The organism is Microbacterium sp. (assembly GCF_049650565.1).
Classification (GTDB): domain Bacteria; phylum Actinomycetota; class Actinomycetes; order Actinomycetales; family Microbacteriaceae; genus Microbacterium.
Genome location: NZ_JBASAK010000019.1, coordinates 1 through 23028, shown reverse-complemented (window position 1 = coordinate 23028; position 23028 = coordinate 1). Strand labels below are relative to the sequence as shown.

The window sequence follows — 23028 nt, the reverse complement described above, 5'->3', positions numbered from 1 at the left end:
TAGTGTTTCGGCGGCCATAGCGTGAGGGAAACGCCCGGTCACATTCCGAACCCGGAAGCTAAGCCTCACAGCGCCGATGGTACTGCAGGGGGGACCCTGTGGGAGAGTAGGACACCGCCGGACTTCTCTTAAGTAAGATGGCCACCCAGGGTTGGGTGGCCATCTTGCGTTAACAGCGCGTTGAGCGCGAGCAGGGAGTCAGAATGTCGGAAGAGCAGCACGACCGTCGCGACGGTGGCGCAGGAGATCGACGTTCGGGCTCCGACCGCAAGCCGCGTTATTCGGACTCGTCCTCGCGTTCGTCGCGCCGGGATGACGGTGGCGGCTCGCGTGACGGTGAGCGCCGGCCGTACGGCGACCGGGGCCGTTCTGGTGAGCGCCGTCCGTACGGTGATCGCAACCAGGGTGAGCGTCGGTCGTACGGTGAGCGTGGCCAGTCCGGTGAGCGTCGGTCGTACGGTGACCGGCCGCAGGGTGATCGCCGTCCGTTTGGTGATCGCAACCAGGGTGAGCGTCGCTCGTACGGTGACCGGCCGCAGGGTGATCGCCGTCCGTATGGTGACCGTAACCAGTCTGGTGAGCGTCGCTCGTACGGTGACCGGCCGCAGGGTGATCATCGTCCGTTTGGTGACCGCAACCAGGGTGAGCGTCGTCCGTATGGTGACCGCAACCAGGGTGATCGTCGTCCGTTTGGTGACCGCAACCAGGGTGAGCGTCGTCCGTATGGTGACCGCAACCAGGGTGAGCGTCGTTCGTTTGGCGACCGCAACCAGGGTGATCGTCGTCCGTACGGTGACCGTAATCAGTCTGGTGAGCGTCGTCCGTATGGGGACCGTAATCAGTCGGGTGATCGTCGTCCGTATGGGCACCGTAATCAGTCTGGTGAGCGCCGGCCTTACGGCGACCGCGACCGGAATCACTCCGATCGTCCCTATCGTGGGGACCGTGATCGGAGCCATTCCGGCGAGCACCGCTCGAACGGTGATCGCGACCGCTCGGAGCGTCCCTCGTACAAGGACCGCCCGCGGGGCGGTGCCGACCGGACGTTCAACGAGTTCGCGCCCGTGCGCGAGCGCATTCCGGAGCCGCCGCTGCCCGATGACATCACTGCGCGCGACCTGCATCCGTCGGCTCGCAACGAACTGAAGACACTCAGCAAGGAGAACGCCGAGCAGACGGCACGCCACCTGGCAATGGCCGCGCAGCTGATCGACGAGGAGCCCGAGCGCGCGCACGAGCACGCCCTGGCAGCATCCCGCCGGGCCGGTCGCATCGCCGTGGTCCGATCCACGCTCGCCATCACCGCGTACGGCATCGGCGACTTCGCACTCGCGCTGCGCGAGCTGCGCACCTACCGTCGCATCTCCGGCAAGGACGACATGATCGCCCTCATCGTCGACAGCGAGCGCGGCGTCGGCCGCCCCGACCGCGCCCTCGAGGAGGGTCACGGCGTGGATCGCGCATCCCTCGACCCCGAGGTGCGCGTGGCACTGGCCATCGCCATGTCCGGCGCACGCCTCGACCGCGGCGAGACCGAGCTGGCACTCGGCGAGCTCGAGATCCCGGAGCTCGACCCCGACCGCGCATTCGAGTGGAGTCCCGCGCTGTTCTCCGCGCGCGCAGCCGTGCTCGAGGACCTGGGCCGCGCCGACGAGGCGGCATTCTGGACGGAGCGCGCCGAGGTCGCGACCTCGGCCCTGGGCCTGGACGGCCAGTTCGACGAGATGATCGTCGAGGACAGCCTCGTCGAGGACTTCGACGACGACGACGAGGATGAGGGGCTCGGAGACACGCCGGAGTCGTCCGTCCCTGCAGGCCATGACTCCTCGGACGAGTCCGAGGGCGCGACCGGTGCGGAGACCGCCGAGTCGGACGAGGAGAGCTCCGCAGCCGCCGGGGAAGAACTCGAACCCGCGGACGCCGAGGCTCCGAACGCCGACCAGCAGCCTGTCGCCCAGGAAGCGGCCTCGCCGGCGCCGGGAGGAGTCGAACCCCCATCCGGCTCTCCGGCGTCCGACTCCTCCGCCGCTCCGGAGGCGTGATGGCGCTGTTCCGCCGCGCCAAGCAGGCCACCACTCCGCTCACCGGACGCGACGCCGTCCTGGCGGACCTGGATGGCGTCGTCTATGCGGGTCCCGGGGCGCTGCCACATGCGGTGGAGAGCCTGAACCGCGCCGCAGAGCGCGTGCGGCTGGGGTACATCACCAACAACGCCTCCCGCACGGATGCCGCGGTCGCCGAGCACCTCTCGAGCCTCGGGCTGACGGTCGCGCCGGATGACGTGGTGACCAGCCCCCAGGCCGCCATGCGGCTGCTGTCGACCATGGTGCCCGCCCCGGCCACGATCCTCATCGTCGGGGGAGAGGGCCTCGTCGACGAGGCGCACAAGGCCGGCTACACGGTCACCCGCAGCGCGCTGGATGCGCCGGCCGCCGTGGTGCAGGGCTTCGCGCCCGAGATCGCCTGGACCGACCTCGCCGAGGCCGCCTTCGCCCTGCAGCTGCCCGAGGACGAGGGCGGCATCCCGTGGATCTCCACGAACACCGACTGGACGATCCCGCGCGATCGCGGTGTCGCCCCCGGCAACGGCACGCTCGTATCCGCCGTGCACACCGCCATCGGCCGGCTCTCCACCGTGGCAGGCAAGCCCGAGAAGCCGATCTTCGAGGTCGCCACCGAGCGGTTCGGAGCGCAGCATCCGCTGTTCATCGGCGACCGCCTCGACACCGACATCGCCGGCGCATCCCGCGCGGGCATCGACTCGGCGCTCGTGCTGACCGGCATCGACCGGCCCAAGCACGTGCTGGCTGCCCCCGAGGGCTCCCGCCCCGACTACATCCTGCGCGACCTGCGCGACCTGCACGAGCCGTACCCCGACACCGTCGAATCGAACGGCGTCTTCACCGTGGGCAGCGCGTCCGTGCGGGTGGTGAACGCCGACGTGCAGATCCTCGCGGAGGGCGACTCGCAGATCGACCTGCTGCGTGCGGGTGCTGCCGCGATCTGGGCGACCGGCCTGATGATCTACGCGTTCCGCGTGCCCGAGAAGCTGTACGCGGATCCTTTCCACAGGCCCTGAGCGTCGCCCGCGCCGTGTCGCGGCTCGCGTTACAGTGGTCGGATGGAGCACACGCGAGACGAACCGGAAGACGCCCTGTGGAGCCGGCTCCGTCTCATCGAGGGCCAGCCCCTCGACACGCGTGCGGATGCCTACGGCGCCGTGCATGACGAACTCGTGAAGCGCCTCGAGAGCGCGCCTCGCGGCGATGCCGCTACAGGGACCCGATGACCAGGCTCGACGCAGCGCTCGCTGCCCGCGGGCTGGCGCGCTCCCGCACGCACGCCGCGACCCTGATCTCGGACGGCCTGGTGCGCGTGGCGGGGCATCCGGTCGTGAAGGCCTCGACTCCCGTGTCCGACGACGACGACATCCGCGTCGACGGCGCCGATCACTACGTCAGCCGCGGCGCCCACAAGCTGATCGCCGCGCTCGACGGCTTTCGCATCGATGCCGCCGGTCGTCTCGCCCTGGACCTCGGGGCCTCCACCGGCGGCTTCAGCCAGGTGCTGCGCGAACGCGGGGCGCGTCACGTGCTGGCGGTCGACGTCGGCCACGGGCAGCTGTCGCCGCGGATCACCGCGGATGCGGGCGTCACCTCCGTGGAGGGCTTCAACGTCCGGTACATGACCGCGCAGACCCTGGCGGAGGCGACGGGGGAGGCCCAGCGTCCCGACATCGTCGTCGGCGACCTGTCCTTCATCTCCCTGGAACTCGTGCTGCCCGCGATCGCCGAGACCGTGGCATCCGCAGGCGATGTCGTGCTGCTCGTCAAGCCCCAGTTCGAGGTCGGGCGCACGGCGGTGAAGGGCGGGCTCGTCACGAATCCCGCGCTGCGCGTCGACGCCATCGAGCGCGTGCTGTGGACCGCCCACGACAACGGCCTGGGAGCGCTCGGCATCCTCGCCTCGCCGATCCTCGGCACGCACGGGAACGCCGAGTACCTGGTGCACCTCGCGCCCGGCCGCGGAACGGATCCGTCAGAATGGACGCAGCAGATCGCGCAGGTGGCAGGAGGACGATGAACGAGCGCCACATCCTGGTAATCGCCCACGCCAAGCGGGAGGACGCGGTCGCCGCAGCGCTGCGCGTGATCGACGCGCTGCGCGGTGCGGGGGCCGTCCCCGTGCTCCCCGCGGAGGACCGCCACGAGCTCGCCGCCGCAGACCCCCGGTTCGCCGGGATCGCACGGCTGGGCGAGGAGGTCACCGCCGAGCAGCTGGAGCTGGCCATCGTCCTCGGCGGCGACGGCACGATCCTGCGCGCCGCCGAACTGGTGCGCGAGTGCGGCGCCCCGGTGCTGGGCATCAACATGGGGCACGTCGGCTTCCTGGCCGAGATCGACCGAGATGACATGGATGCCGCGGTGCATCGCGTGATCGCGCGCGACTACGAGGTCGAGGAGCGCCTGGCGCTGTCCGTGCGCGTGAAGGATGCGGCGGGTGCCATCGTGTACGAGACCTGGGCGCTCAACGAGGCCACCGTCGAGAAGGCCAGCCGCGAGCGGATGATCGAGGTGGTCATCGAGATCGATTCCCTGCCGCTGTCCAGCTTCGGCTGCGACGGCATGGTGGTCTCCACGCCGACCGGTTCCACGGCCTACAACTTCTCCGCCGGCGGGCCCGTGATCTGGCCCAGCGTCGAGGCCATCGCCGTGGTTCCGCTGTCCGCGCACGCGCTGTTCGCGAAGCCCCTGGTCGTCGGGCCCGAGACCTCGGTGGCCATCGAGCTGCTGGAGGGCTCCGGCGGCTCCGCCATCCTGTGGTGCGACGGACGCCGCTCGCACGAGCTGCCCCCGGGCGCCCGCGTCGTGGTGCGCCGCTCCACCCGCCCCGTGCGGTTGGCGAGGCTGCATCCGGCGGCCTTCACCAACCGGCTGGTGCGCAAGTTCCAGCTTCCGGTCGCGGGATGGCGGGGAGCGCCGTGATCGACGAGATGCGCATCCGCGACCTCGGCGTCATCGATGACGCGGTCCTGCCGCTGGGCCCAGGCTTCACCGCCGTCACCGGCGAGACCGGCGCGGGCAAGACGATGGTCGTCACCGGCCTCGGGCTGCTGCTGGGCGCCCGAGCCGACTCGTCCGCCGTGCGCGCGGGCGCGCACCAGGCGTCCGTCGCCGGCGTATGGCTTGTGCCGTCGCAGGGCCCGGTCGCCGACATCGTCGCGGATGCCGGTGGCGAGCTCGAGCCCGCGGGATCCAGCTCCGAGCTCTACGTCTCGCGCACGCTCACCGCCGAGGGGCGCAGCCGCGCCAGCGTCGGCGGACGCGCCGCTCCGGCATCCGTGCTCTCCGCCCTGGCGGACGAGCTCGTCGTCGTGCACGGCCAGTCGGACCAGCTGCGGCTGCGCTCGTCATCCGCCCAGCGGGAGGCGCTGGACCGCTTCGGCGGCGACCGCATCATCGGCGCCCTCGCGACGTACACCGAGTGCTTCGAGACCTGGCGTGCGCTGGATACCGAGATCGCCGAGCTCACGGAGAACCGCGACCGCCGTGCCGTGGAGGCGGCGGACCTGCGGGCGCAGCTCGCCGAGATCGAGCAGGTCGAGCCGGAAGCGGGGGAGGACGCCAGCCTCAACGAGCGCGCCGAGCGACTGGCCAATGCCGAGGAGCTGCGCCTGTCGGCGTCGGTTGCCCGCACCGCGCTGTCCGGCGAGGACGACGAGCCCGACGTGTCGGGCCTGATCGCCGAGGCCCGCCGATCGCTGGAGCGCGTCTCCGACCCGCAGCTCGCCGAGATCGCCGAGGCACTCGCCGACCTCGGCTACCGCGCCGCGGACCTCGCCGGTCAGCTGTCCACGTACCTCGCCGACCTCGACGAGTCCGGACCGCACGAGCTGGCCGCCGTCGAGGAGCGCCGCGCCGCGATCGGAGGCCTCATCCGGCAGCACGGCTCCCTCGAGCAGGCGCTGGAGGTCTGGCGCACCGGCTCGCTGCGCCTGGCCGAGCTCGACGACGACGGCGACCGCATCGAACGACTCACCGCTCAGGCATCCGAGCAGCGCCGTGCCCTCGACGACGCGGCCGCCGCGCTGACCGCGGCCCGCACCGAGGCCGCCGGGCGCCTGTCCGCGGCCGTCACCGATGAGCTGCATGCGCTGGCCATGCCCGACGCCCGGCTCGAGGTGCGCGTCTCCGAGGGCGCCGAGTCCGCGAACGGCCGCGACGACGTCATGATCCTGCTGGCACCGCATCCGGGCGCCGAACCGCGCTCGATCTCGCGAGGCGCCTCCGGTGGCGAGCTCTCCCGCGTCATGCTGGCCATCGAGGTGGTCATCGCGGGCACCGACCCGGTGCCCACCTTCGTCTTCGACGAGGTGGATGCCGGCATCGGCGGCGCCGCTGCCATCGAGGTCGGCCGGCGGCTGGCGCGGCTCGCGCAGACCTCGCAGGTCATCGCCGTCACGCATCTCGCGCAGGTCGCCGCGTTCGCCACCAACCACCTGAGCGTCGTGAAGTCCCACGACGGCTCCGTCACGGCATCCAGCATCACCCGACTCGCCGGCCCGCAACGGGAGGCGGAGATGGCCCGGCTGCTGTCGGGACTCGCGGACTCGGATGCTGCCCTCACTCACGCCCGCGAACTCCTGAGCCTCGGCTCGGGATCGAACTGATAGGATAAAAGCCCGTGATGAACTCTTCTGTTGCGGCGCCCAAGAACGACACCACCAGGCACATCTTCGTGACCGGAGGTGTCGTTTCCTCTTTGGGCAAGGGGCTCACCGCGGCAAGCCTGGGCAACCTCCTCACGGCGCGCGGCCTGCGCGTGGTCATGCAGAAGCTCGATCCGTATCTGAACGTCGACCCGGGCACCATGAACCCCTTCCAGCACGGCGAGGTGTTCGTCACCGACGACGGCGCGGAGACCGACCTGGACATCGGCCACTACGAGCGCTTCCTGGACATCAACCTGTCCCAGGCGGCCAACGTCACGACGGGGCAGATCTACTCGCAGGTGATCGCCCGCGAGCGCCGCGGCGAGTACCTGGGCGCGACGGTGCAGGTCATCCCGCACATCACCGACGAGATCAAGCGGCGCATGCGCCTGCAGGCCACCGAGGAGCCCCGCCCCGATGTGATCATCACCGAGGTCGGCGGCACCGTCGGAGACATCGAGTCGCAGCCGTTCCTGGAGGCCGCCCGTCAGCTGCGCCACGAGCTCGGTCGTGGAAACGTGTTCTTCGTGCACGTCTCGTTGGTTCCCTTCATGGGCGCCTCCGGCGAGCAGAAGACCAAGCCCACGCAGCACTCCGTCGCGGCCCTGCGCCAGGTCGGCATCCAGCCCGACGCGCTGGTGCTGCGCAGCGACCGCCCCGTCAGCGAGTCCAACCGGAGCAAGATCGCGCTGATGTGCGACGTGGACATCGAGGCCGTCATCAACACGGTCGACCTGCCCAGCATCTACGACATCCCGTCCACACTCAACGAGCAGGGCCTGGACGCGTTCATCACCCAGCGCTTCGGCCTGGATGAGAAGGCGCACGAGGTGGACTGGACCCGCTGGAACACCGTGCTGCACGCCGTGCACAACCCCAAGCACGAGGTCACCATCGGCCTGGTCGGCAAGTACATCGACCTGCCCGACGCCTACCTGTCCGTGACCGAGGCGCTCAAGGCCGGCGGCTTCGCACAGGAGACCAAGGTCAGCATCCGCTGGATCGCCTCCGACACCTGCGAGACGCCGGAGGGCGCAGCCAAGAACCTCTCCGACCTGGACGGCATCTGCGTGCCCGGCGGCTTCGGCATCCGCGGCATCGAGGGCAAGCTCGGCGCGCTGCGCTTCGCCCGTGAGCAGGGCATCCCGACGCTGGGCCTGTGCCTGGGCCTGCAGTGCATGGTCATCGAGTACGGCCGCAACATGGCAGGCATCGCGGGAGCGTCCTCGAGCGAGTTCGACCCCGACACCGCCGAGCCCATCATCGCCACGATGGCCGAGCAGGTCGAGATCCTCGACGGCGGCGACCTGGGCGGCACCATGCGTCTGGGCCTGTACGAGGCGGCCCTCGCCGAGGGCTCGCTGGCTCGCGAGCTGTACGGCGCACCGGTGGCCTCGGAGCGCCACCGCCACCGGTACGAGGTCAACAACGCCTACCGCGACCGCCTGTCCGACGCAGGCATGGTCTTCTCGGGACTGAACCCCGACCTCGACCTGGTCGAGTACGTCGAGCTGCCGCGCGAGGTGCACCCGTTCTACATCGCCACGCAGGCGCACCCCGAGCTGCGCTCGCGCCCGACCGAGCCGCACCCGCTGTTCCGCGGCCTGGTCGGCGCCGCCATCGAGCGGCATCGCTCCAGCGAGCTGTTCCGCGATGACGAGGCCTGAGCTTCGGGACGAGCCCTTCGAGCCCGAGGTCATCGAAAGCCGGGTCGGTTTCGAGGGCGCGGTCTGGAACGTTCTGGATGAGCGCGTGCGTTACGGCGACGGCCAGATCCGCCGTCAGTACGTCGCGCACACCGGCGCCGTGGCCGTCGTCGCCATCGACGACGAGCGGAGGGTGCTGCTGATCCAGCAGTACCGGCATCCCATCCGCCACCGCGACTGGGAGCTGCCCGCAGGACTCCTGGACGTCGCCGGCGAGGATCATCTGGTCGCGGCGCAGCGCGAACTGGCCGAGGAGACGGACATCGTCGCCTCGCAGTGGGAGCACCTGGTCTCGTCGTGGACGACGCCCGGTGGCAATGACGAGATGATCCACCTCTATCTGGCCACGGGCATCGCCACGGCTCCGGTCTCTTTCGCCCGAGAGGACGAGGAGGCCGACATCCGCGTCGAGTGGGTTCCCCTGCAGGATGCCGTGGGTGCCGTGCTCGCCGGGCGCATGCACAACGGCATCCTCACCATCGGCGTGCTGGCCGCAGCGGCCAGGCTCGGCGGCCGGAGCTGATGTGCAGCTCGATCGTGCTCTGAACGCCTACCTGCGGCACATCACGATCGAGCGCGGTCTGTCCGAGCACAGCATCGCCGCGTACCGTCGCGACGTGAACGCCTACCTGGACTGGCTGGCGGGGCAGGGGATCACCGAGACGGATGCCGTGACGCAGCAGGTCGTTGCGGCGTTCATCGCCGAGCGCGCCGCGACGGATCCGCCGCCCGCCGCCTCCAGCCTCGCCCGACTGCAGTCCTCGGTGCGCGGCTGGCACCGGTTCCTCGCCCGTGAGGGAATAGAGCAGGACGACCCCACCGGACGCATCCGCCCGCCGAAGATGCCGCGCCGGCTCCCCAAGGCGCTGACCATCGAGCAGGTCGAGCAGCTGTTGGCGGCGCCCTCGCCCGAAGAGCCGATCGGCATCCGCGACCGCGCCCTGCTGGAGCTGCTGTACGCCACCGGCGCCCGCGTGTCCGAGGCCGTGTCGCTGGATGTCGATGACCTCGCCTACGGCGACGTGCTGCGCCTGCGCGGCAAGGGCGACAAGGAGCGCATCGTGCCGGTCGGCTCCTACGCCCGCGCCGCCGTGGACGCGTACCTGACACGGGTGCGCCCGGCACTGGCGGCCAGGGGTTCCGCCACGTCGAAGCTGTTCCTCGGCGCGCGCGGCGCCCCGCTCTCGCGACAGAGCGCCTGGCTGGTCATCCGCTCCGCGGCCGAGCGCGCGCACATCACCGTGGACGTGTCCCCGCACACGCTGCGGCACTCCTTCGCCACGCACCTTCTGCAGGGCGGCGCGGACGTGCGCGTCGTGCAGGAGCTGCTGGGGCACGCCTCGGTGGCCACCACGCAGATCTACACGCACGTCTCCGTGGACACGCTGCGGGACATCTACGCCACCTCGCATCCCCGCGCCCGGTGAATGAAATGGATTGAAGTCAGACCATTGACACATGGGCCGCAGTGACGCCAGAATCGCTCCAAACGCTCCCTCCAATGAAAGCAGGCAGCATTCCATGAGCGAATCCACAAAGGCCGTGGGATCGGGCCCCGTCGATGATGACGCCGCCGCCCTCGCCGAACTCGGCTACAAGCAGGAACTCCACCGCGGGATGTCCGGATTCTCGAACTTCGCGGTGTCGTTCTCGATCATCTCGATCCTGGCCGGCTGCATCACGTCCTTCAACATCGCGCTGAAGTCCGGCGGACCCAGCGCGATCACCATCGGCTGGCCGCTGGTCGGCGTCTTCGTGCTGTGCGTGGCCCTGGCGATGGCCGAGGTCTGCTCGCGCTATCCCACGGCCGGCGGTCTGTACTTCTGGGCCGGGCGACTGGCGAAGAAGAACAAGCGCCAGTGGGCCTGGTTCGTCGGCTGGTACAACTTCCTCGGCGAGGTCGCCGTCACCGCGGCCATCGACTACGGCGCCGCCGCCACCATGATGGCCTTCGCCAACCTGATGTGGGGCACCGAGGTCACAGCGCTGAACACGTTCGTGCTGTTCGTGGTGCTGATCGTCATCCACGGCCTGCTGAACACCTTCGGCGTGAACCTGGTGAGCCTGCTGTCGTCGGTCTCGGCCTGGTGGCACATCGTGGGCGTGGCGATCATCGTCGCCGCGCTGTGGATCATGCCCGCCGAGCATCAGGACGTGGCCTGGACCTTCACCGCCTGGCACAACGAGACGGGGTGGGGCTTCGGTCCGTACGTGTTCCTGATGGGACTGCTGATGGCGCAGTACACGTACACCGGCTACGACGCTTCCGCGCACGTGGCCGAGGAGACCAAGAACGCCTCGATCGCGGCGCCCAAGGGCATCGTGATGAGCGTGCTGATCTCCATCATCGGCGGCTGGATCCTGCTGTACACGATCGTCGCGGCGATCCAGGACGGCAGCGAGGCGGGCCTGGCGAAGATCGTCGGCACCGACCTCGGCTCTGGACCCGCGCAGATCTTCATGGACGCGCTGAACAACCCGGGAGTCGCGAAGTTCCTGCTGTTCATCGTCTGCGGCGCGCAGTTCTTCTGCGGCATGGCGTCGGTGACGGCCAACTCGCGCATGAGCTACGCCTTCTCGCGCGACAACGCGATCCCCGGCGCCCGGCTGTGGGCGCAGGTCAACAAGCGCACCGGCACCCCGACCAACTCGATCTGGCTGTGCGTGGCGCTGTCGATCCTGGTCACGGTCCCCGCGCTGTTCAACGGCACGGCGTACGCGGCCGTCACCTCCATCGCGGTCATCGGCCTGTACATCGGCTACGTGACCCCGGTGCTCCTGCGTCGCCTGAACAAGGACTTCGCTCCCGGCCCGTGGAATCTGGGTCGCTGGAGCGGCGTGGTCGGCTGGGTGGCGGTGGTCTGGGTGATCTTCATCGTGATCCTGTTCGTGCTGCCGCCGGTCACTCCGATCACCGCGGAGACGTTCAACTACGCGCCGATCGCGGTCGCCGTGGTCGCGATCCTGGCCGTGGTGCTGTGGTTCGCGTACGGCAAGCGCGACTTCATGAACAACAGCCCCGAAGAGGCCGAGCACCTCACCAAGTCCGCATCCGGCCTGCTGGACGAGTGAGGACCCGAGCACGATGACGATGATGGACTCCCTCCTGGTGGATGCCGCCCTGCACCCGGTGCGCGGTCAGATGGCCTTCGAATCCTGCGTCGAGCAGCTCGGATCCGCCATCCGGCTGGGCATCTTCCGGGTGGGGGAGAAGCTGCCGGGCGAGCGTGAGCTCGCCGAGCGGCTGAACGTCTCGCGCGCCACTCTGAGGGAAGCCATCAGCGCCCTCCGCGCCGCCGGGCTCGTCTCCACGACCCGGGGGCGCGGAGGGGGAACCTTCGTGGAGCCGCCCGCGGAGGCGCGGCCGGCGGATCAGCATCCGCCCCGCCGCGCCGAGGTCGACGACCTCATCATCTTCCGCTCCGTCATCGAGCCGGGTGCCGCCTACCGGGCGGCGCTGACCAACCTCGGCGACGAGCAACGCGAACTGCTGAGCGTCAGCCTGGCCGAGGTCGCCGGCGCCGGCACCCCCGCGGACTACCGGCAGGCGGATGCCCGCCTGCACCTGGCCATCAGCAGCGTGTGCGGCTCCGACGAGCTCGCGCACGCCTGCAGTGGCGTGCAGGCGAGGATCCACCAGCTGCTGGCCGAGATCCCATTCCTCACCAAGAACATCGAACACGCAGATGCCGAGCACCGCGAGATCGTCACCGCGATCCTCGCGGGCGACGCCGAGCGGGCGCGCCAGGTCATGGCCGCGCACTGCGACGCCACGGCCGCACTCCTGAAGGGCCTCCTGAAATGAGCACACTGAACACCGATCCCATCCCCGCCCGCAACGACCGGATGCTGACCGCCGACCGCCTGCGCGGCATGATCCTCGAGGGCGAGATCGACACCGTCATCCTCACGTTCACCGACATGCAGGGACGATTGCAGGGCAAGCTCCTGCATGCTCGGTTCTTCCTGGACTCCGTGCTCGGGCACGCCACCGAGGGCTGCAACTACCTGCTGGCCGTCGACGTGGACATGAACACCATCGACGGCTACGAGCACGCCTCCTGGGCCAGTGGCTACGGCGACATGGAGTTCCTCCCGGACCTCGCGACCATCCGTCTGATGCCGCACCGGCCCGGCACCGTGATGATCCAATGCGACCTGGCGGGCACCACCGGCGAGCCCGTGCGGGTCTCGCCGCGGTCCATGCTGCGCGCGCAGACCGACCGGGCCGCCGCGCACGGCTGGAAGGCCATCGCCGGCACCGAGCTGGAGTTCGTGGTCTACAACACCCCGTATGAGAAGGCCTGGGACGACGGCTACCGCAACCTGGAGCCGGCGAACCGGTACAACGTGGACTACTCGATCCTGGGCTCCACGCTCGTGGAGCCGCTGCTGCGCGACATCCGCAACACGATGTACTCTTCGGGGCTGACCGTGGAGTCGGCCAAGGGCGAGTGCAACTTCGGGCAGCATGAGATCGCGTTCCTGTACGACGACGTGATCGCCACCGCCGACAACCACTCGTACTACAAGACGGCCTCCAAGGACATCGCCCGCCAGCACGGGCAGTCGCTGACGTTCATGGCCAAGCCCAACCAGCGCGAGGGCAACTCCTGCCACATCCACATGTCGCTGCGCGGCAAGCACGACGACTCGCTGGTGTTCTGGGACGCCGAGAACGAACGACGCTCGGCCGTCTACGACCACTTCATCGCGGGTGTGCTGGCCACCATGCGCGAGTTCACGCTGTTCTACGCGCCCAACATCAACTCCTACAAGCGGTTCGTGAAGGGCTCCTTCGCGCCGACCGCCGTCGCCTGGGGCGTCGACAACCGCACCACCGCCGTGCGCCTGGTGGGCGCCGGGAAGAGCGCGCGCATGGAGAACCGGCTGCCCGGCGGCGACATGAACCCGTACCTGGGGCTTGCGGCCATGCTGGCCGGCGGTCTGTACGGCGTCGAGCACGAGCTGGAGCTGGGGGAGGAGACCCGCGGCAACGCGTACGAGTCCGGTGCACCGACCGTTCCGACGACCATGCGCGAAGCCCGCGACGCGCTGGCCGGGTCCGCGGTCGCTGCGGAGGTGTTCGGTGAGGACGTGGTGCGGCACTACGTGCACTACGCCGACGTCGAGATCGACGCGTTCGACGCGGCCGTCACCGATTGGGAACTTCGCCGCGGATTCGAGAGGCTCTGAGCATGAGGATCCCCACCACCCCGTTCGGTGCCGCAGGCGTCTTCACCGTGCTCAACCCGGCCACCGGTGCTCCGGTCGCCGACGTGCCACAGGCGGACCTGGCGGAGACCGATGCCGCCATCGAGCGCGCGCACCGCGCCTTCCCGGCCTGGCGCGCCATCGCCCCGGCCGAGCGCGCCACGCTGCTGCGCTCGTTCGCGGCCGTCGTCGACGCGCACATCGGCGAGCTGGCCGACCTCGAGGTCGCGGGCTCCGGCCACACCATCGGCAACGCCCGCTGGGAGGCGGGCAACGTGCGCGACGTGCTGAACTACTACAGCGCCACACCCGAGCGGCACTTCGGCAGGCAGATCCCGGTCCCGGGAGGCGTGGACATCACGTTCCACGAGCCGCTGGGCGTGGTCGGCATCATCGTGCCCTGGAACTTCCCGATGCCCATCGCCGGCTGGGGCTTCGGCCCCGCACTGGCGGCCGGGAACACCGTGGTCCTCAAGCCCGCCGAGCTGACTCCGCTGACAGCGATGCGCTTGGCGGAGCTGGCCCTGGAGGCCGGCATCCCCGAGGGCGTGTTCACCGTCATCCCCGGGCGGGGGAGCGTGGTCGGCAACAGGTTCGTCACGCATCCGCTGGTGCGCAAGGTGTGCTTCACCGGCTCCACCGAGGTCGGCAAGGGCATCATGCGCGGGTGCGCGGATCAGGTCAAGCGGCTCACGCTGGAGCTCGGAGGCAAGAACGCCAACATCGTGTTCGAGGATGCCGATCTCGAGCGTGCCGCGGCCTCCGCGCCCGGCGCAGGCCTGGACAACGCCGGGCAGGACTGCTGCGCGCGATCGCGCATCCTTGTGCAGCAGAGCGTGTACGACCGGTTCATGGAGCTGCTGCAGCCGGCCGTGGAGTCGTTCCGTGTGAAGGATCCTGCGGCGGAGGATGCCGAGATGGGTCCGATGATCTCCGCGAAGCAGCGGGATGCCGTGGCGGGTGCGCTCGAGGGCGCCGATGTCGCCTTCCGCGGCCAGGTGCCCGACGCCTCCAGTGGGTACTGGCTGGCGCCCACCGTGGTCATGCCGCGCGGCGCGGCCGACCCGGTGTGGTCGCAGGAGCTGTTCGGTCCGGTGCTGGCCGTCATGCCGTTCACCGACGAGGCGGATGCCGTGGCCAGGGCCAACGACACCGAGTACGGGCTGTCCGGGTCGATCTTCACCCGCGACGTGGGGCGCGCGCTGCGCGTGGCGCGCGGGGTGGACAGCGGCAACCTGTCCGTCAACTCGCACTCGTCGGTGCGGTACTGGACCCCGTTCGGCGGATTCAAGCAGTCCGGGCTCGGTCGCGAACTGGGCCCAGACGCGCCGGACTCCTTCTCCGAGGTGAAGAACGTCTTCATCTCGACGGACAATTGATCGCAGAGCACGAAAGGCAACAGGGAGAGAAGATGGGAAAGCTCGACGGCAAGGTCGGCGTCATCACCGGCGGATGCAGTGGAATCGGCCTCGCCACGGCGAGGAAGTTCGTCGCCGAGGGCGCGAAGGTCGTCATCGGCGACCTGGACGAGGCGAACGGCCCCCGTATCGCCCAGGAGCTCGAGGGCGTGTTCGTGAAGGTGAACGTCACGAACAAGGACGAGGTGGAGAACCTCTTCAAGGTCGCGAACGACACCTACGGTCACATCGACATCGCGTTCAACAACGCCGGCATCTCCCCGGCATCCGATGACTCCATCCTGAAGACCGGCATCGATGCCTGGAACCTCGTGCAGGATGTCAACCTCACCAGCGTCTACCACTGCTGCAAGGCGGTGCTGCCGTACATGCTCGCGCAGGGCAAGGGATCGATCATCAACACGGCGTCGTTCGTGGCCGTCATGGGGGCGGCCACCTCGCAGATCTCCTACACGGCGTCCAAGGGCGGCGTGCTGGCCATGACCCGCGAGCTGGGCGTGCAGTTCGCGCGCAAGGGGATCCGTGTGAACGCGCTGTGCCCGGGACCCGTGAACACGCCGCTGCTGCAGGAGCTGTTCGCGAAGGACCCCGAGCGCGCGGCGCGACGCCTGATCCACGTTCCCATGGGCCGCTTCGCGGAGCCCGAGGAGATCGCGAACGCGGTAGCCTTCCTGGGCAGTGATGAGTCCAGCTTCATCACCGCGATGGACTTCCTCGTGGACGGTGGCCTGTCCAACGCCTACGTGACACCCCTGGAGAGCGACTTTGAGTGACCCTGAGACACCCGGCGGGGCGCCGCGCCCCGTCATCGGCATCAGCACATACCGGCAGACGGCGAACTGGGGCGACTGGCGCCACATCCCCGCCGACCTGCTGCCGGCGGACTACGCAACCTCCGTCGAGAAGGCCGGCGGGGTGCCGGTGCTGCTGCCCCCGCTGGCCTCGGAGGAGGCCGCGCGCATCGCACTGAGCCGCGTGGACGGCCTGCTGATCGCCGGAGGCGCCGACATCAACCCGGCCCGCTACGGGCAGGAGCCCGATCCGCATGTGACCTTCTGGCAGGACGACCGCGACGCGTGGGAGATGTGGTTGCTCACCGAAGCCGACCACCAGCAGCTCCCGACGCTCGGCATCTGCCGCGGCATGCAGATGATGGCCGTCGCCGCAGGCGGATCGCTCGTGCAGCACCTGCCGGACGTCGTCGGGCACAGCGGGCACGGCGGGACCGAGGCCGGGTACAGCACCACCGACGTCACGGTCGAGGAGAGCGGGCGACTCGCGGGCCTCGTGGCCGGGAACCTCACCGTGCCCAGCCACCACCATCAGGCCGTCGACGAGCATCCGGGCTTCCGCGTCACGGCGCACGACGCCGACGGTGTCACGCAGGCCATCGAAGCCGAGGGCGACCGGTTCGCCGTGGGCGTGCAGTGGCATCCGGAGACGGCCGACGACCTCGGCGTGTTCCAAGGGCTGGTGGCCGCAGCCCGAGAGCGCGCCGCGCGCCGGGGCTGACCCGGCCCGCCCTCCCGCTAGACTCGAGCAGGCGGCGAACGAGCAGGAGAACCGGTGGCGGAGAAGGCGACGAAGTCCAAGTCGAAGTCGACGAAGGGTGACGACACCCTCATCGGCCCGACAGGGCGTCCGTACCACGGGTTCGACGTGCCCGCGCCGCTGGAGTCGCACGGACCTGCGCGCATCATCGCGCTGTGCAACCAGAAGGGCGGCGTCGGCAAGACGACCACGTCGATCAACCTGGCCGCGGCGCTGGCCGAGTACGGGCGCAAGGTGCTGGCCGTCGACTTCGACCCGCAGGGCGCACTGTCGGCGGGCCTGGGGATCCTCGTGCACGACGTGCCGACGGTCTACGACATGCTGCTGGACACGAAGCGCGACCCGCGGGATGCCATCGTCCACTCGTCCACGCCGAACCTCGACGTGCTGCCGGCCAACATCGACCTCTCTGCCGCTGAGGTCCACCTGGTCAACGAGGTCGCCCGCGAGACCATCCTCTCCCGCGTGCTGCGGCACGTCGCGGGGGACTACGACGTCATCCTCATCGACTGCCAGCCCTCGCTGGGTCTGCTGACGGTCAACGCGCTGACCGCCGCGCACGGCGTGCTGGTGCCGCTGGAGTGCGAGTTCTTCGCGCTGCGCGGTGTGGCGCTGCTCATCGAGACCATCGACAAGGTGCGCGACCGCCTGAACCCGTCGATCCAGCTCGACGGTCTGCTGGCCACCATGTACGACCCGCGCACGCTGCACTCCCGCGAAGTGCTGGAGCGCGTGGTGGAGGCGTTCGGCGACGACGTGCTGGAGACCGTGATCGGCCGCACCGTGAAGTTCCCCGACGCCTCGGTGTCCGGTGTGCCGATCACCGAGTTCGCGCCGGAGCACGCAGCCGCCCAGGCGTACCTGCGACTGGCGCGGGAGCTTGTGTCCCGTGGCGCCGTCGCCTGAGGACGCCGTCCCGGCGACCCGAGATGATCGGGCCCCTGAACCTGTCGAAGGGCCGGACGCGGGGTTCCGCGTCTCGCTGTCGAACTTCGACGGCCCCTTCGACCTGCTCCTGACCCTCATCTCCAAGCACGAGATGGACATCACCGAGGTGTCGCTGAGCAGGGTCACCGATGAGTTCATCTCGTACCTGCGCGATCTCGACGGCGATGCCGAGCTGGATCAGGCATCCGAATTCCTCGTCGTCGCGGCCACGCTGCTGGACATGAAGGTGGCGAGCCTGCTGCCGCAGGGCGAGCTGGTGGATGCCGAATCCGTGGCGCTCCTGGAGGCGCGGGACCTGCTGTTCGCCCGGCTGCTGCAGTACCGCGCGTTCAAGGAGGTCTCCGCGTGGTTCGCGCGCTGCCTGCAGCGGGAGGATCGCCGCCACGTGCGCGCCGCGCCACTGGACGAGAAGCACCGCCGTCGCACGCCCGCGCTGGTGTGGACCCTCTCGGCGGACGACTTCGCGGCGCTCGCTGTGCTGGCGTTCGCGCCGAAGGAGATCCCCACCGTCGGGCTGGATCACCTGCACGCGCCGCTGGTGAGCATCCGGGAGCAGGCGGCGGTGGTGGTGACCCTGCTGCGCTCGACCGAGTCGCTGACGTTCCGCGAGCTGGTGAGCGGCGTCGCCGAGCCCGGCATCGTGGTGGCGCGCTTCATCTCGGTGCTGGAGCTGTACCGGCACGCGGCGCTGTCGTTCGAGCAGCTGGAGCCGCTGGGCGAGCTGACCCTGCGGTGGTCGGCGGAGAACTGGTCCGATGAGCAGCTGGCCACGTTGGGAGCCGACTATGACCGTTGACAATGGACCCGGCTGGGTCCCTGAGCCCGTCGAAGGATCCGTCATCGAGACGCCCCTGGCGGAGCGGGTCGAGGCGATCCTGCTGATCATCGACGAGCCCATTGCGCTGGTGGCGCTGGCCGCGGCCGTGCACGCACCGGTGCCTGCCGTGCGGCAGACGCTGGAGGCGCTGGTGGAGGAGTACGACGGGCGAGGACGCGCGGCGCGGCGCGGATTCGAGCTGCGGGAGGTCGGCGGGGGCTGGCGGCTGTACGTGCGCGAGGATCACGACGACCTCGTCGCCGACTTCATCGGCGGGCAGGCTCCCGCGCGGCTGTCGCAGGCCGCATTGGAGACGCTGGCCGTGATCGCCTACAAGCAGCCGGTCACGCGCGGACAGGTAGCGTCGATCCGGGCCGTGAACGTGGACTCCGTGGTGCGCACCCTGCTGGCGCGCGGGCTGATCACCGAGCTGTTCGCCGACTCGGAGACCGGCGCCATCAACTACGGCACCAGCGACCAGCTGCTGGCGCACCTGGGGATCAACTCGATCGACGAGCTGCCCCCGATCTCGCCGCTGCTGGATGATGGCGCCGATGGATTCGAAGAAGGAGTGGTCCGATGACGGATGCCGAGGGAGTGCGCCTGCAGAAGGCGCTGGCGAATGCCGGGGTCGCGTCCAGGCGCGTGGTGGAGCAATACATCGTCGAGGGCCGCATCCGCGTGAACGGGCGAACTGTCACCGAGCTCGGCACCCGCATCGATCCCGAGACCGACCTGATCGACGTGGATGGCACGGCCGTGCAACTGGACGTGTCCAAGCGCTACGTCATGCTCAACAAGCCCACCGGGATCTACAGCACCATGCACGACGAGAAGGACCGGCCCGACCTGCGCCGCTTCACGCGGGAATGGCCTGAGCGGCTGTACAACGTGGGGCGGCTGGATGCCGAGACCAGCGGACTGCTGATCCTCACCAACGACGGCGACCTCGCGCACGTGCTGGCGCATCCCTCGTTCGGCGTGACCAAGGTGTACATCGCCAAGGTCGAAGGCGCGGTCACCGCGCAGACCATCGCGAAGCTCACCCGGGGCTTCGACCTGGAGGATGGTCCCATCAAGGCCGACAAGGCGCGGCTGCTGGATCAGGCGCGCGGGGCGAGTCTTGTGGAGCTGACACTGCACTCCGGCCGCAACCGGATCGTGCGGCGCATGATGGCCGCTGTCGGGCATCCGGTGCGCGAGCTGGTGCGGCGCCAGTTCGGTCCGCTGCACCTGGGAACCCTCCCGGTCGGGCGCACGCGGGAACTGACTAAGATCGAACGCGGCGCGCTGCTGACCCTCTCGCGCCAGGACACACCTGCGGCCGCGGGAGACGACGACGAGCAGGAGACCGAGTGAGCGATTCCAAGAACGCCCGCGCATCGCGCGTGTCGGGCACCGTGCGCATCGTCGGCGCCGGTCTGCTGGGATCCAGCATCGGGCACGCCCTGCGCAGCCACGGCGTCGATGTCGTGCTGGCCGACGCGTCGCCCTCGCAGCTGCGTCTGGCCATCGACTACGGCGCCGGTCGTTCCGCGCGCGATGACGACCAGCCGGGGCTGATCGTGGTGGCGGTGCCGCCGGACGTCACGGCCGACGTCATCCAGGCAGAGCTGCAGTCGCATCCGGATGCCGTCGTCACCGACGTCGCCAGCGTGAAGCTCGAGCCGTACCTGGAGCTGCGCCGCCGCGGCGTGGACCTGACCCGCTACATCGGCTCGCATCCGCTGGCCGGACGCGAGCGCGGCGGGGCGATCTCCGCCCGCGCCGACCTGTTCATCGGCCGGCCCTGGGTGGTGTGCCGTGACGAGGAGACCCGCGCCGCGGACCTCTCGCTCGTGGAGGGGCTGGCGCTCGAGGTGGGCGCGATGCCGCTGGAGATGACGCCCGAGGAGCACGACCGCTCCGTGGCGCTGACCTCGCACGTGCCGCAGGTGGTGGCGAGTCTGCTGGCAGCGCGCCTCGGTGCTGCCGAGGAGGGTTCGCTGCGTCTGGCGGGACAAGGTGTGCGCGACACGACCCGCATCGCGGCATCCGCTCCCGAGCTGTGGGTGCAGATCCTCAGTGCCAATGCCGAGCCCGTCGTCGAGGTCCTCGACGCGCTGGCGGCCGACCTGCGCGAGGTCTCCGACGCGTTGCGGTCGCCGGATGCGCCCGGTGCGCGGCGCGCGGTGGCGGATGCCATCCGCGCCGGGAACGAGGGCGTGGAGAGACTGCCGGGAAAGCACGGCCAGAACCGCCGCTTCGAGCAGCTCATCGTCATGGTCGACGACACCCCCGGGCAGCTGGGGCGCCTGTTCGGAGAACTCGGCGAGCTGGGCGTGAACGTCGAGGACCTGCGTCTGGAGCACTCGCCGGGCGCGGAGTTCGGCCTCGCCGACATCAGCGTGGCACCGGCCGCGCTGCGCGGCGCCATCGAGGGCCTGGAAGCACGCGGCTGGCGGATTGCGGGGAACACCAATGACTAGCGCCGAGAAGTTCGTGGCCATCGACGGTCCCGCCGGGTCCGGCAAGTCCAGCGTCTCCAAGGAGGTCGCACGCCGGCTCGCATACGGCTATCTCGACACCGGTGCGGCCTACCGAGCGCTGGCCTGGCTCGTGCTCGAGCGCGGCGGGGACACGGCGGATGCCGATGCGGTCCGCTCCGCGGCATCCGATGTCCGGTTGACCCAGCGACTCGACCCCGACGACCGTCGCGTGGTGGTCGGCGAGGTCGACGTGACCGACGCGATCCGCGATCCGCGCGTCTCCGCTGCGGTGAGCGGTGTGGCGCGCGTGCCCGAGGTGCGCGTCGGGGTCAATGAGATGTTCCGGCGGATGGTGGCGGATGCCGACTATCCCGCTGTGGTCGTCGAGGGCCGTGACATCACGACCGTCGTGGCTCCCGATGCGCCCGTGCGCATCCTGCTGACCGCCGCTCCGGAGGTGCGCGCCGCGCGCCGCGCGGGCGAGCTCGTCGGCGCCGATCAGGCATCCGTCGCCGAGGCCATGCGCAAGCGCGACGCCTCCGACAGCAGCGTCGTCGACTTCCTCAACGCCGCACCGGGAGTGGATGTCGTCGACTCCACCCACCTTGATTTCCCCCAGACCGTCGCCGCTGTGCTCGCCGTGATCGAGCGCAGTCGCGATGCCGACAAGGAGCCCAACCATGGCCGATGAAGAGTACGAGGGCGGTTCCGACCAGCTCGTCGAGAAGATGGCGGAGCTGGATGAGGAGCTCGCCGACCAGCGTGCGGATCTCATGCGCGCGTCGCTGGCCGACTACGACCTGGACGAGGAGGATGCCAGCCTGCTGGCCGGTGTCGCCCACGGCGAGGACGGCATCGAGTACCTGCCGGCGCTGCCGGTGGTCGCGATCGTGGGGCGGCCGAACGTGGGCAAGTCCGCGCTGGTGAACCGCATCCTCGGCCGCCGCGAGGCCGTCGTGGAGGACACTCCCGGTGTCACCCGCGACCGCGTGAGCTACAAGGCCGAGTGGCAGGAGCGCCGCTTCACGCTGGTGGACACCGGCGGCTGGGAGCCGGATGCCAAGGGCATCGACCGCTCCGTGGCCGCGCAGGCCGAAGTCGCGATCGACCTCGCCGACCTCGTGCTGTTCGTCGTGGATGCGAAGGTCGGCGCGACCTCGACCGATGAGCATGTCGTGAGGCTGCTGCGCAAGAGCCGCAAGCCGGTCTTCCTCGTCGCCAACAAGATCGACGACGCGCGCCAGGAACCCGAGGCCGCGGCGCTGTGGAACCTGGGCCTCGGCGAGCCGTACCCCGTCTCGGCCATCCACGGCCGCGGCGTGGCGGATCTGCTCGACCTGGTGATGAAGAAGCTGCCCGAGGTGTCGGCAGTGGCGAAGGCCGAGATCGGTGGACCGCGGCGCGTGGCCATCCTGGGGCGGCCGAACGTCGGCAAGTCCTCGCTGCTGAACAAGGCCGCGGGGGAGGAACGGGTGGTCGTCAACGACCTCGCGGGCACTACCCGCGATCCGGTGGACGAGGTCGTCGAGATCGGCGGCAAGATGTGGCGGCTGGTCGACACCGCCGGCATCCGTCGTCGCGTGCATCTGTCGCAGGGTGCCGACTTCTACGCCTCGCTGCGCACTTCCGCCGCGCTGGAGAAGGCCGAGGTCGCCATCGTCGTGCTGGATGTCAGTCAGCCGATCAGCGTGCAGGACCTGAACATCATCGACATGGTGCTGGAGTCCGGGCGTGCGCTGGTGCTCGCGTTCAACAAGTGGGATCGCCTGTCGGACGACGACATGGAGAACACTGACCGCAGACGCTATCTGGAGCGCGAGATCGAGCAGGATCTGGCGCACGTGGCGTGGGCGCCGCGGGTGAACATCTCCGCGAAGACCGGATGGCACTTCGACAAGCTCGTGCCCGCGCTGGAGCGTGCGCTGGAGAACTGGGACCGGCGCATCCCGACCGGCAAGTTCAACGCATTCCTCACCGAGCTCGTGGCCGCGCACCCGCACCCGCTGCGCGGTGGCAAGCAGCCCCGTGTGCTGTTCGGGACGCAGGCGTCCACGCGGCCGCCGACATTCGTGCTGTTCACAACAGGGTTCCTCGACCCGGGGTACCGCCGGTACATCCAGCGCAGGCTGCGCGAGCTGTACTCGTTCGAGGGCACGCCCATCGTCATCAACATGCGCGTGCGGGAGCGCCGGCG

23 protein-coding genes and 1 rRNA gene are annotated in these 23028 nt (G+C 69.7%); 23 read left to right on the top strand and 1 reads right to left on the bottom strand.

The window, feature by feature from the left end; translation table 11 throughout:
- Nucleotides 1-6: 6 nt before the first annotated feature.
- A 5S ribosomal RNA gene (rrf, locus tag WA967_RS03020) occupies nt 7-123 on the top strand.
- A gap of 5 nt (nt 124-128) precedes the next feature.
- Here rrf and WA967_RS03015 read toward each other — a convergent pair.
- A complete protein-coding gene (locus WA967_RS03015) occupies nt 129-869 on the bottom strand; it encodes a hypothetical protein (RefSeq protein WP_424419420.1) in 741 nt (246 codons plus the stop codon).
- A 195-nt stretch (nt 870-1064) separates the two neighbouring features.
- Here WA967_RS03015 and WA967_RS03010 point away from each other — a divergent pair, with 195 nt between their 5' ends.
- The 22 genes from WA967_RS03010 to der form a co-directional block, all read left to right on the top strand.
- Nucleotides 1065-2042: a hypothetical protein gene (locus WA967_RS03010; RefSeq protein WP_424419419.1), complete on the top strand. Its 978-nt coding sequence runs from the start codon at nt 1065-1067 to the stop codon at nt 2040-2042.
- Entirely contained in the window at nt 2042-3079 is a 1038-nt protein-coding gene (locus tag WA967_RS03005) for an HAD-IIA family hydrolase (protein WP_424419418.1), read from the top strand. The genes WA967_RS03010 and WA967_RS03005 overlap by 1 nt, the downstream gene beginning before the upstream one ends.
- A 42-nt stretch (nt 3080-3121) precedes the next feature.
- Nucleotides 3122-3289: a hypothetical protein gene (locus WA967_RS03000; RefSeq protein ID WP_298867450.1), complete on the top strand. Its 168-nt coding sequence runs from the start codon at nt 3122-3124 to the stop codon at nt 3287-3289.
- Entirely contained in the window at nt 3286-4083 is a 798-nt protein-coding gene (locus WA967_RS02995) for a TlyA family RNA methyltransferase (protein ID WP_424419417.1), read from the top strand. Before WA967_RS03000 ends, WA967_RS02995 begins: the two co-directional genes overlap by 4 nt.
- Nucleotides 4080-4985 (top strand): NAD kinase, encoded by a 906-nt coding sequence (locus tag WA967_RS02990; protein WP_424419416.1) that lies wholly within the window; start codon nt 4080-4082, stop codon nt 4983-4985. Before WA967_RS02995 ends, WA967_RS02990 begins: the two co-directional genes overlap by 4 nt.
- Nucleotides 4967-6670 carry a DNA repair protein RecN gene (gene recN / locus WA967_RS02985; RefSeq protein ID WP_424419415.1) on the top strand — a complete coding sequence of 568 codons (1704 nt, stop codon included), beginning with the start codon at nt 4967-4969 and terminating at the stop codon, nt 6668-6670. Before WA967_RS02990 ends, recN begins: the two co-directional genes overlap by 19 nt.
- Nucleotides 6671-6687: 17 nt before the next feature.
- Nucleotides 6688-8379, top strand: a complete 1692-nt coding sequence (locus tag WA967_RS02980; RefSeq protein ID WP_424419414.1) for a CTP synthase — start codon at nt 6688-6690, stop codon at nt 8377-8379.
- Nucleotides 8366-8941, top strand: coding sequence for an NUDIX domain-containing protein (locus tag WA967_RS02975; RefSeq protein WP_424419413.1), 576 nt, complete (start codon nt 8366-8368; stop codon nt 8939-8941). The genes WA967_RS02980 and WA967_RS02975 overlap by 14 nt, the downstream gene beginning before the upstream one ends.
- 1 nt (nt 8942) lies before the next feature.
- The gene (xerD, locus tag WA967_RS02970; protein ID WP_424419412.1) at nt 8943-9845 is read left to right on the top strand and encodes a site-specific tyrosine recombinase XerD; all 903 of its coding nucleotides are present in this window, start codon (nt 8943-8945) and stop codon (nt 9843-9845) included.
- Nucleotides 9846-9939: 94 nt separating this feature from the next.
- A complete protein-coding gene (locus WA967_RS02965; protein WP_424419411.1) occupies nt 9940-11490 on the top strand; it encodes an amino acid permease in 1551 nt (516 codons plus the stop codon).
- 19 nt (nt 11491-11509) lie between these two features.
- A complete protein-coding gene (locus WA967_RS02960) occupies nt 11510-12223 on the top strand; it encodes a FadR/GntR family transcriptional regulator (protein ID WP_424419410.1) in 714 nt (237 codons plus the stop codon).
- Complete coding sequence (locus WA967_RS02955; RefSeq protein WP_424419409.1) at nt 12220-13614, top strand: glutamine synthetase family protein; 1395 nt, start codon at nt 12220-12222, stop codon at nt 13612-13614. The genes WA967_RS02960 and WA967_RS02955 overlap by 4 nt, the downstream gene beginning before the upstream one ends.
- A gap of 2 nt (nt 13615-13616) precedes the next feature.
- Entirely contained in the window at nt 13617-15011 is a 1395-nt protein-coding gene (locus tag WA967_RS02950) for an aldehyde dehydrogenase family protein (protein ID WP_424419408.1), read from the top strand.
- Nucleotides 15012-15043: 32 nt separating this feature from the next.
- On the top strand, nt 15044-15823 hold the full coding sequence (locus tag WA967_RS02945) for a 3-oxoacyl-ACP reductase (protein WP_424419407.1): 780 nt from the start codon (nt 15044-15046) through the stop codon (nt 15821-15823).
- Nucleotides 15816-16562: a gamma-glutamyl-gamma-aminobutyrate hydrolase family protein gene (locus WA967_RS02940; protein ID WP_424419406.1), complete on the top strand. Its 747-nt coding sequence runs from the start codon at nt 15816-15818 to the stop codon at nt 16560-16562. The genes WA967_RS02945 and WA967_RS02940 overlap by 8 nt, the downstream gene beginning before the upstream one ends.
- A gap of 54 nt (nt 16563-16616) precedes the next feature.
- Entirely contained in the window at nt 16617-17507 is an 891-nt protein-coding gene (locus WA967_RS02935; protein WP_424419405.1) for a ParA family protein, read from the top strand.
- Nucleotides 17491-18345 carry a segregation and condensation protein A gene (locus tag WA967_RS02930; RefSeq protein WP_424419404.1) on the top strand — a complete coding sequence of 285 codons (855 nt, stop codon included), beginning with the start codon at nt 17491-17493 and terminating at the stop codon, nt 18343-18345. Before WA967_RS02935 ends, WA967_RS02930 begins: the two co-directional genes overlap by 17 nt.
- On the top strand, nt 18335-18949 hold the full coding sequence (gene scpB, locus WA967_RS02925; RefSeq protein ID WP_424419403.1) for an SMC-Scp complex subunit ScpB: 615 nt from the start codon (nt 18335-18337) through the stop codon (nt 18947-18949). Before WA967_RS02930 ends, scpB begins: the two co-directional genes overlap by 11 nt.
- A complete protein-coding gene (locus WA967_RS02920) occupies nt 18946-19725 on the top strand; it encodes a pseudouridine synthase (protein ID WP_424419402.1) in 780 nt (259 codons plus the stop codon). Before scpB ends, WA967_RS02920 begins: the two co-directional genes overlap by 4 nt.
- Nucleotides 19722-20834: a prephenate dehydrogenase gene (locus WA967_RS02915; RefSeq protein ID WP_424419401.1), complete on the top strand. Its 1113-nt coding sequence runs from the start codon at nt 19722-19724 to the stop codon at nt 20832-20834. The genes WA967_RS02920 and WA967_RS02915 overlap by 4 nt, the downstream gene beginning before the upstream one ends.
- The gene (gene cmk / locus WA967_RS02910; protein ID WP_424419400.1) at nt 20827-21525 is read left to right on the top strand and encodes a (d)CMP kinase; all 699 of its coding nucleotides are present in this window, start codon (nt 20827-20829) and stop codon (nt 21523-21525) included. Before WA967_RS02915 ends, cmk begins: the two co-directional genes overlap by 8 nt.
- A partial coding sequence (gene der, locus WA967_RS02905) for a ribosome biogenesis GTPase Der (RefSeq protein ID WP_424419399.1) occupies nt 21515-23028 on the top strand: 1514 nt, incomplete at its 3' end. The genes cmk and der, both read left to right, overlap by 11 nt.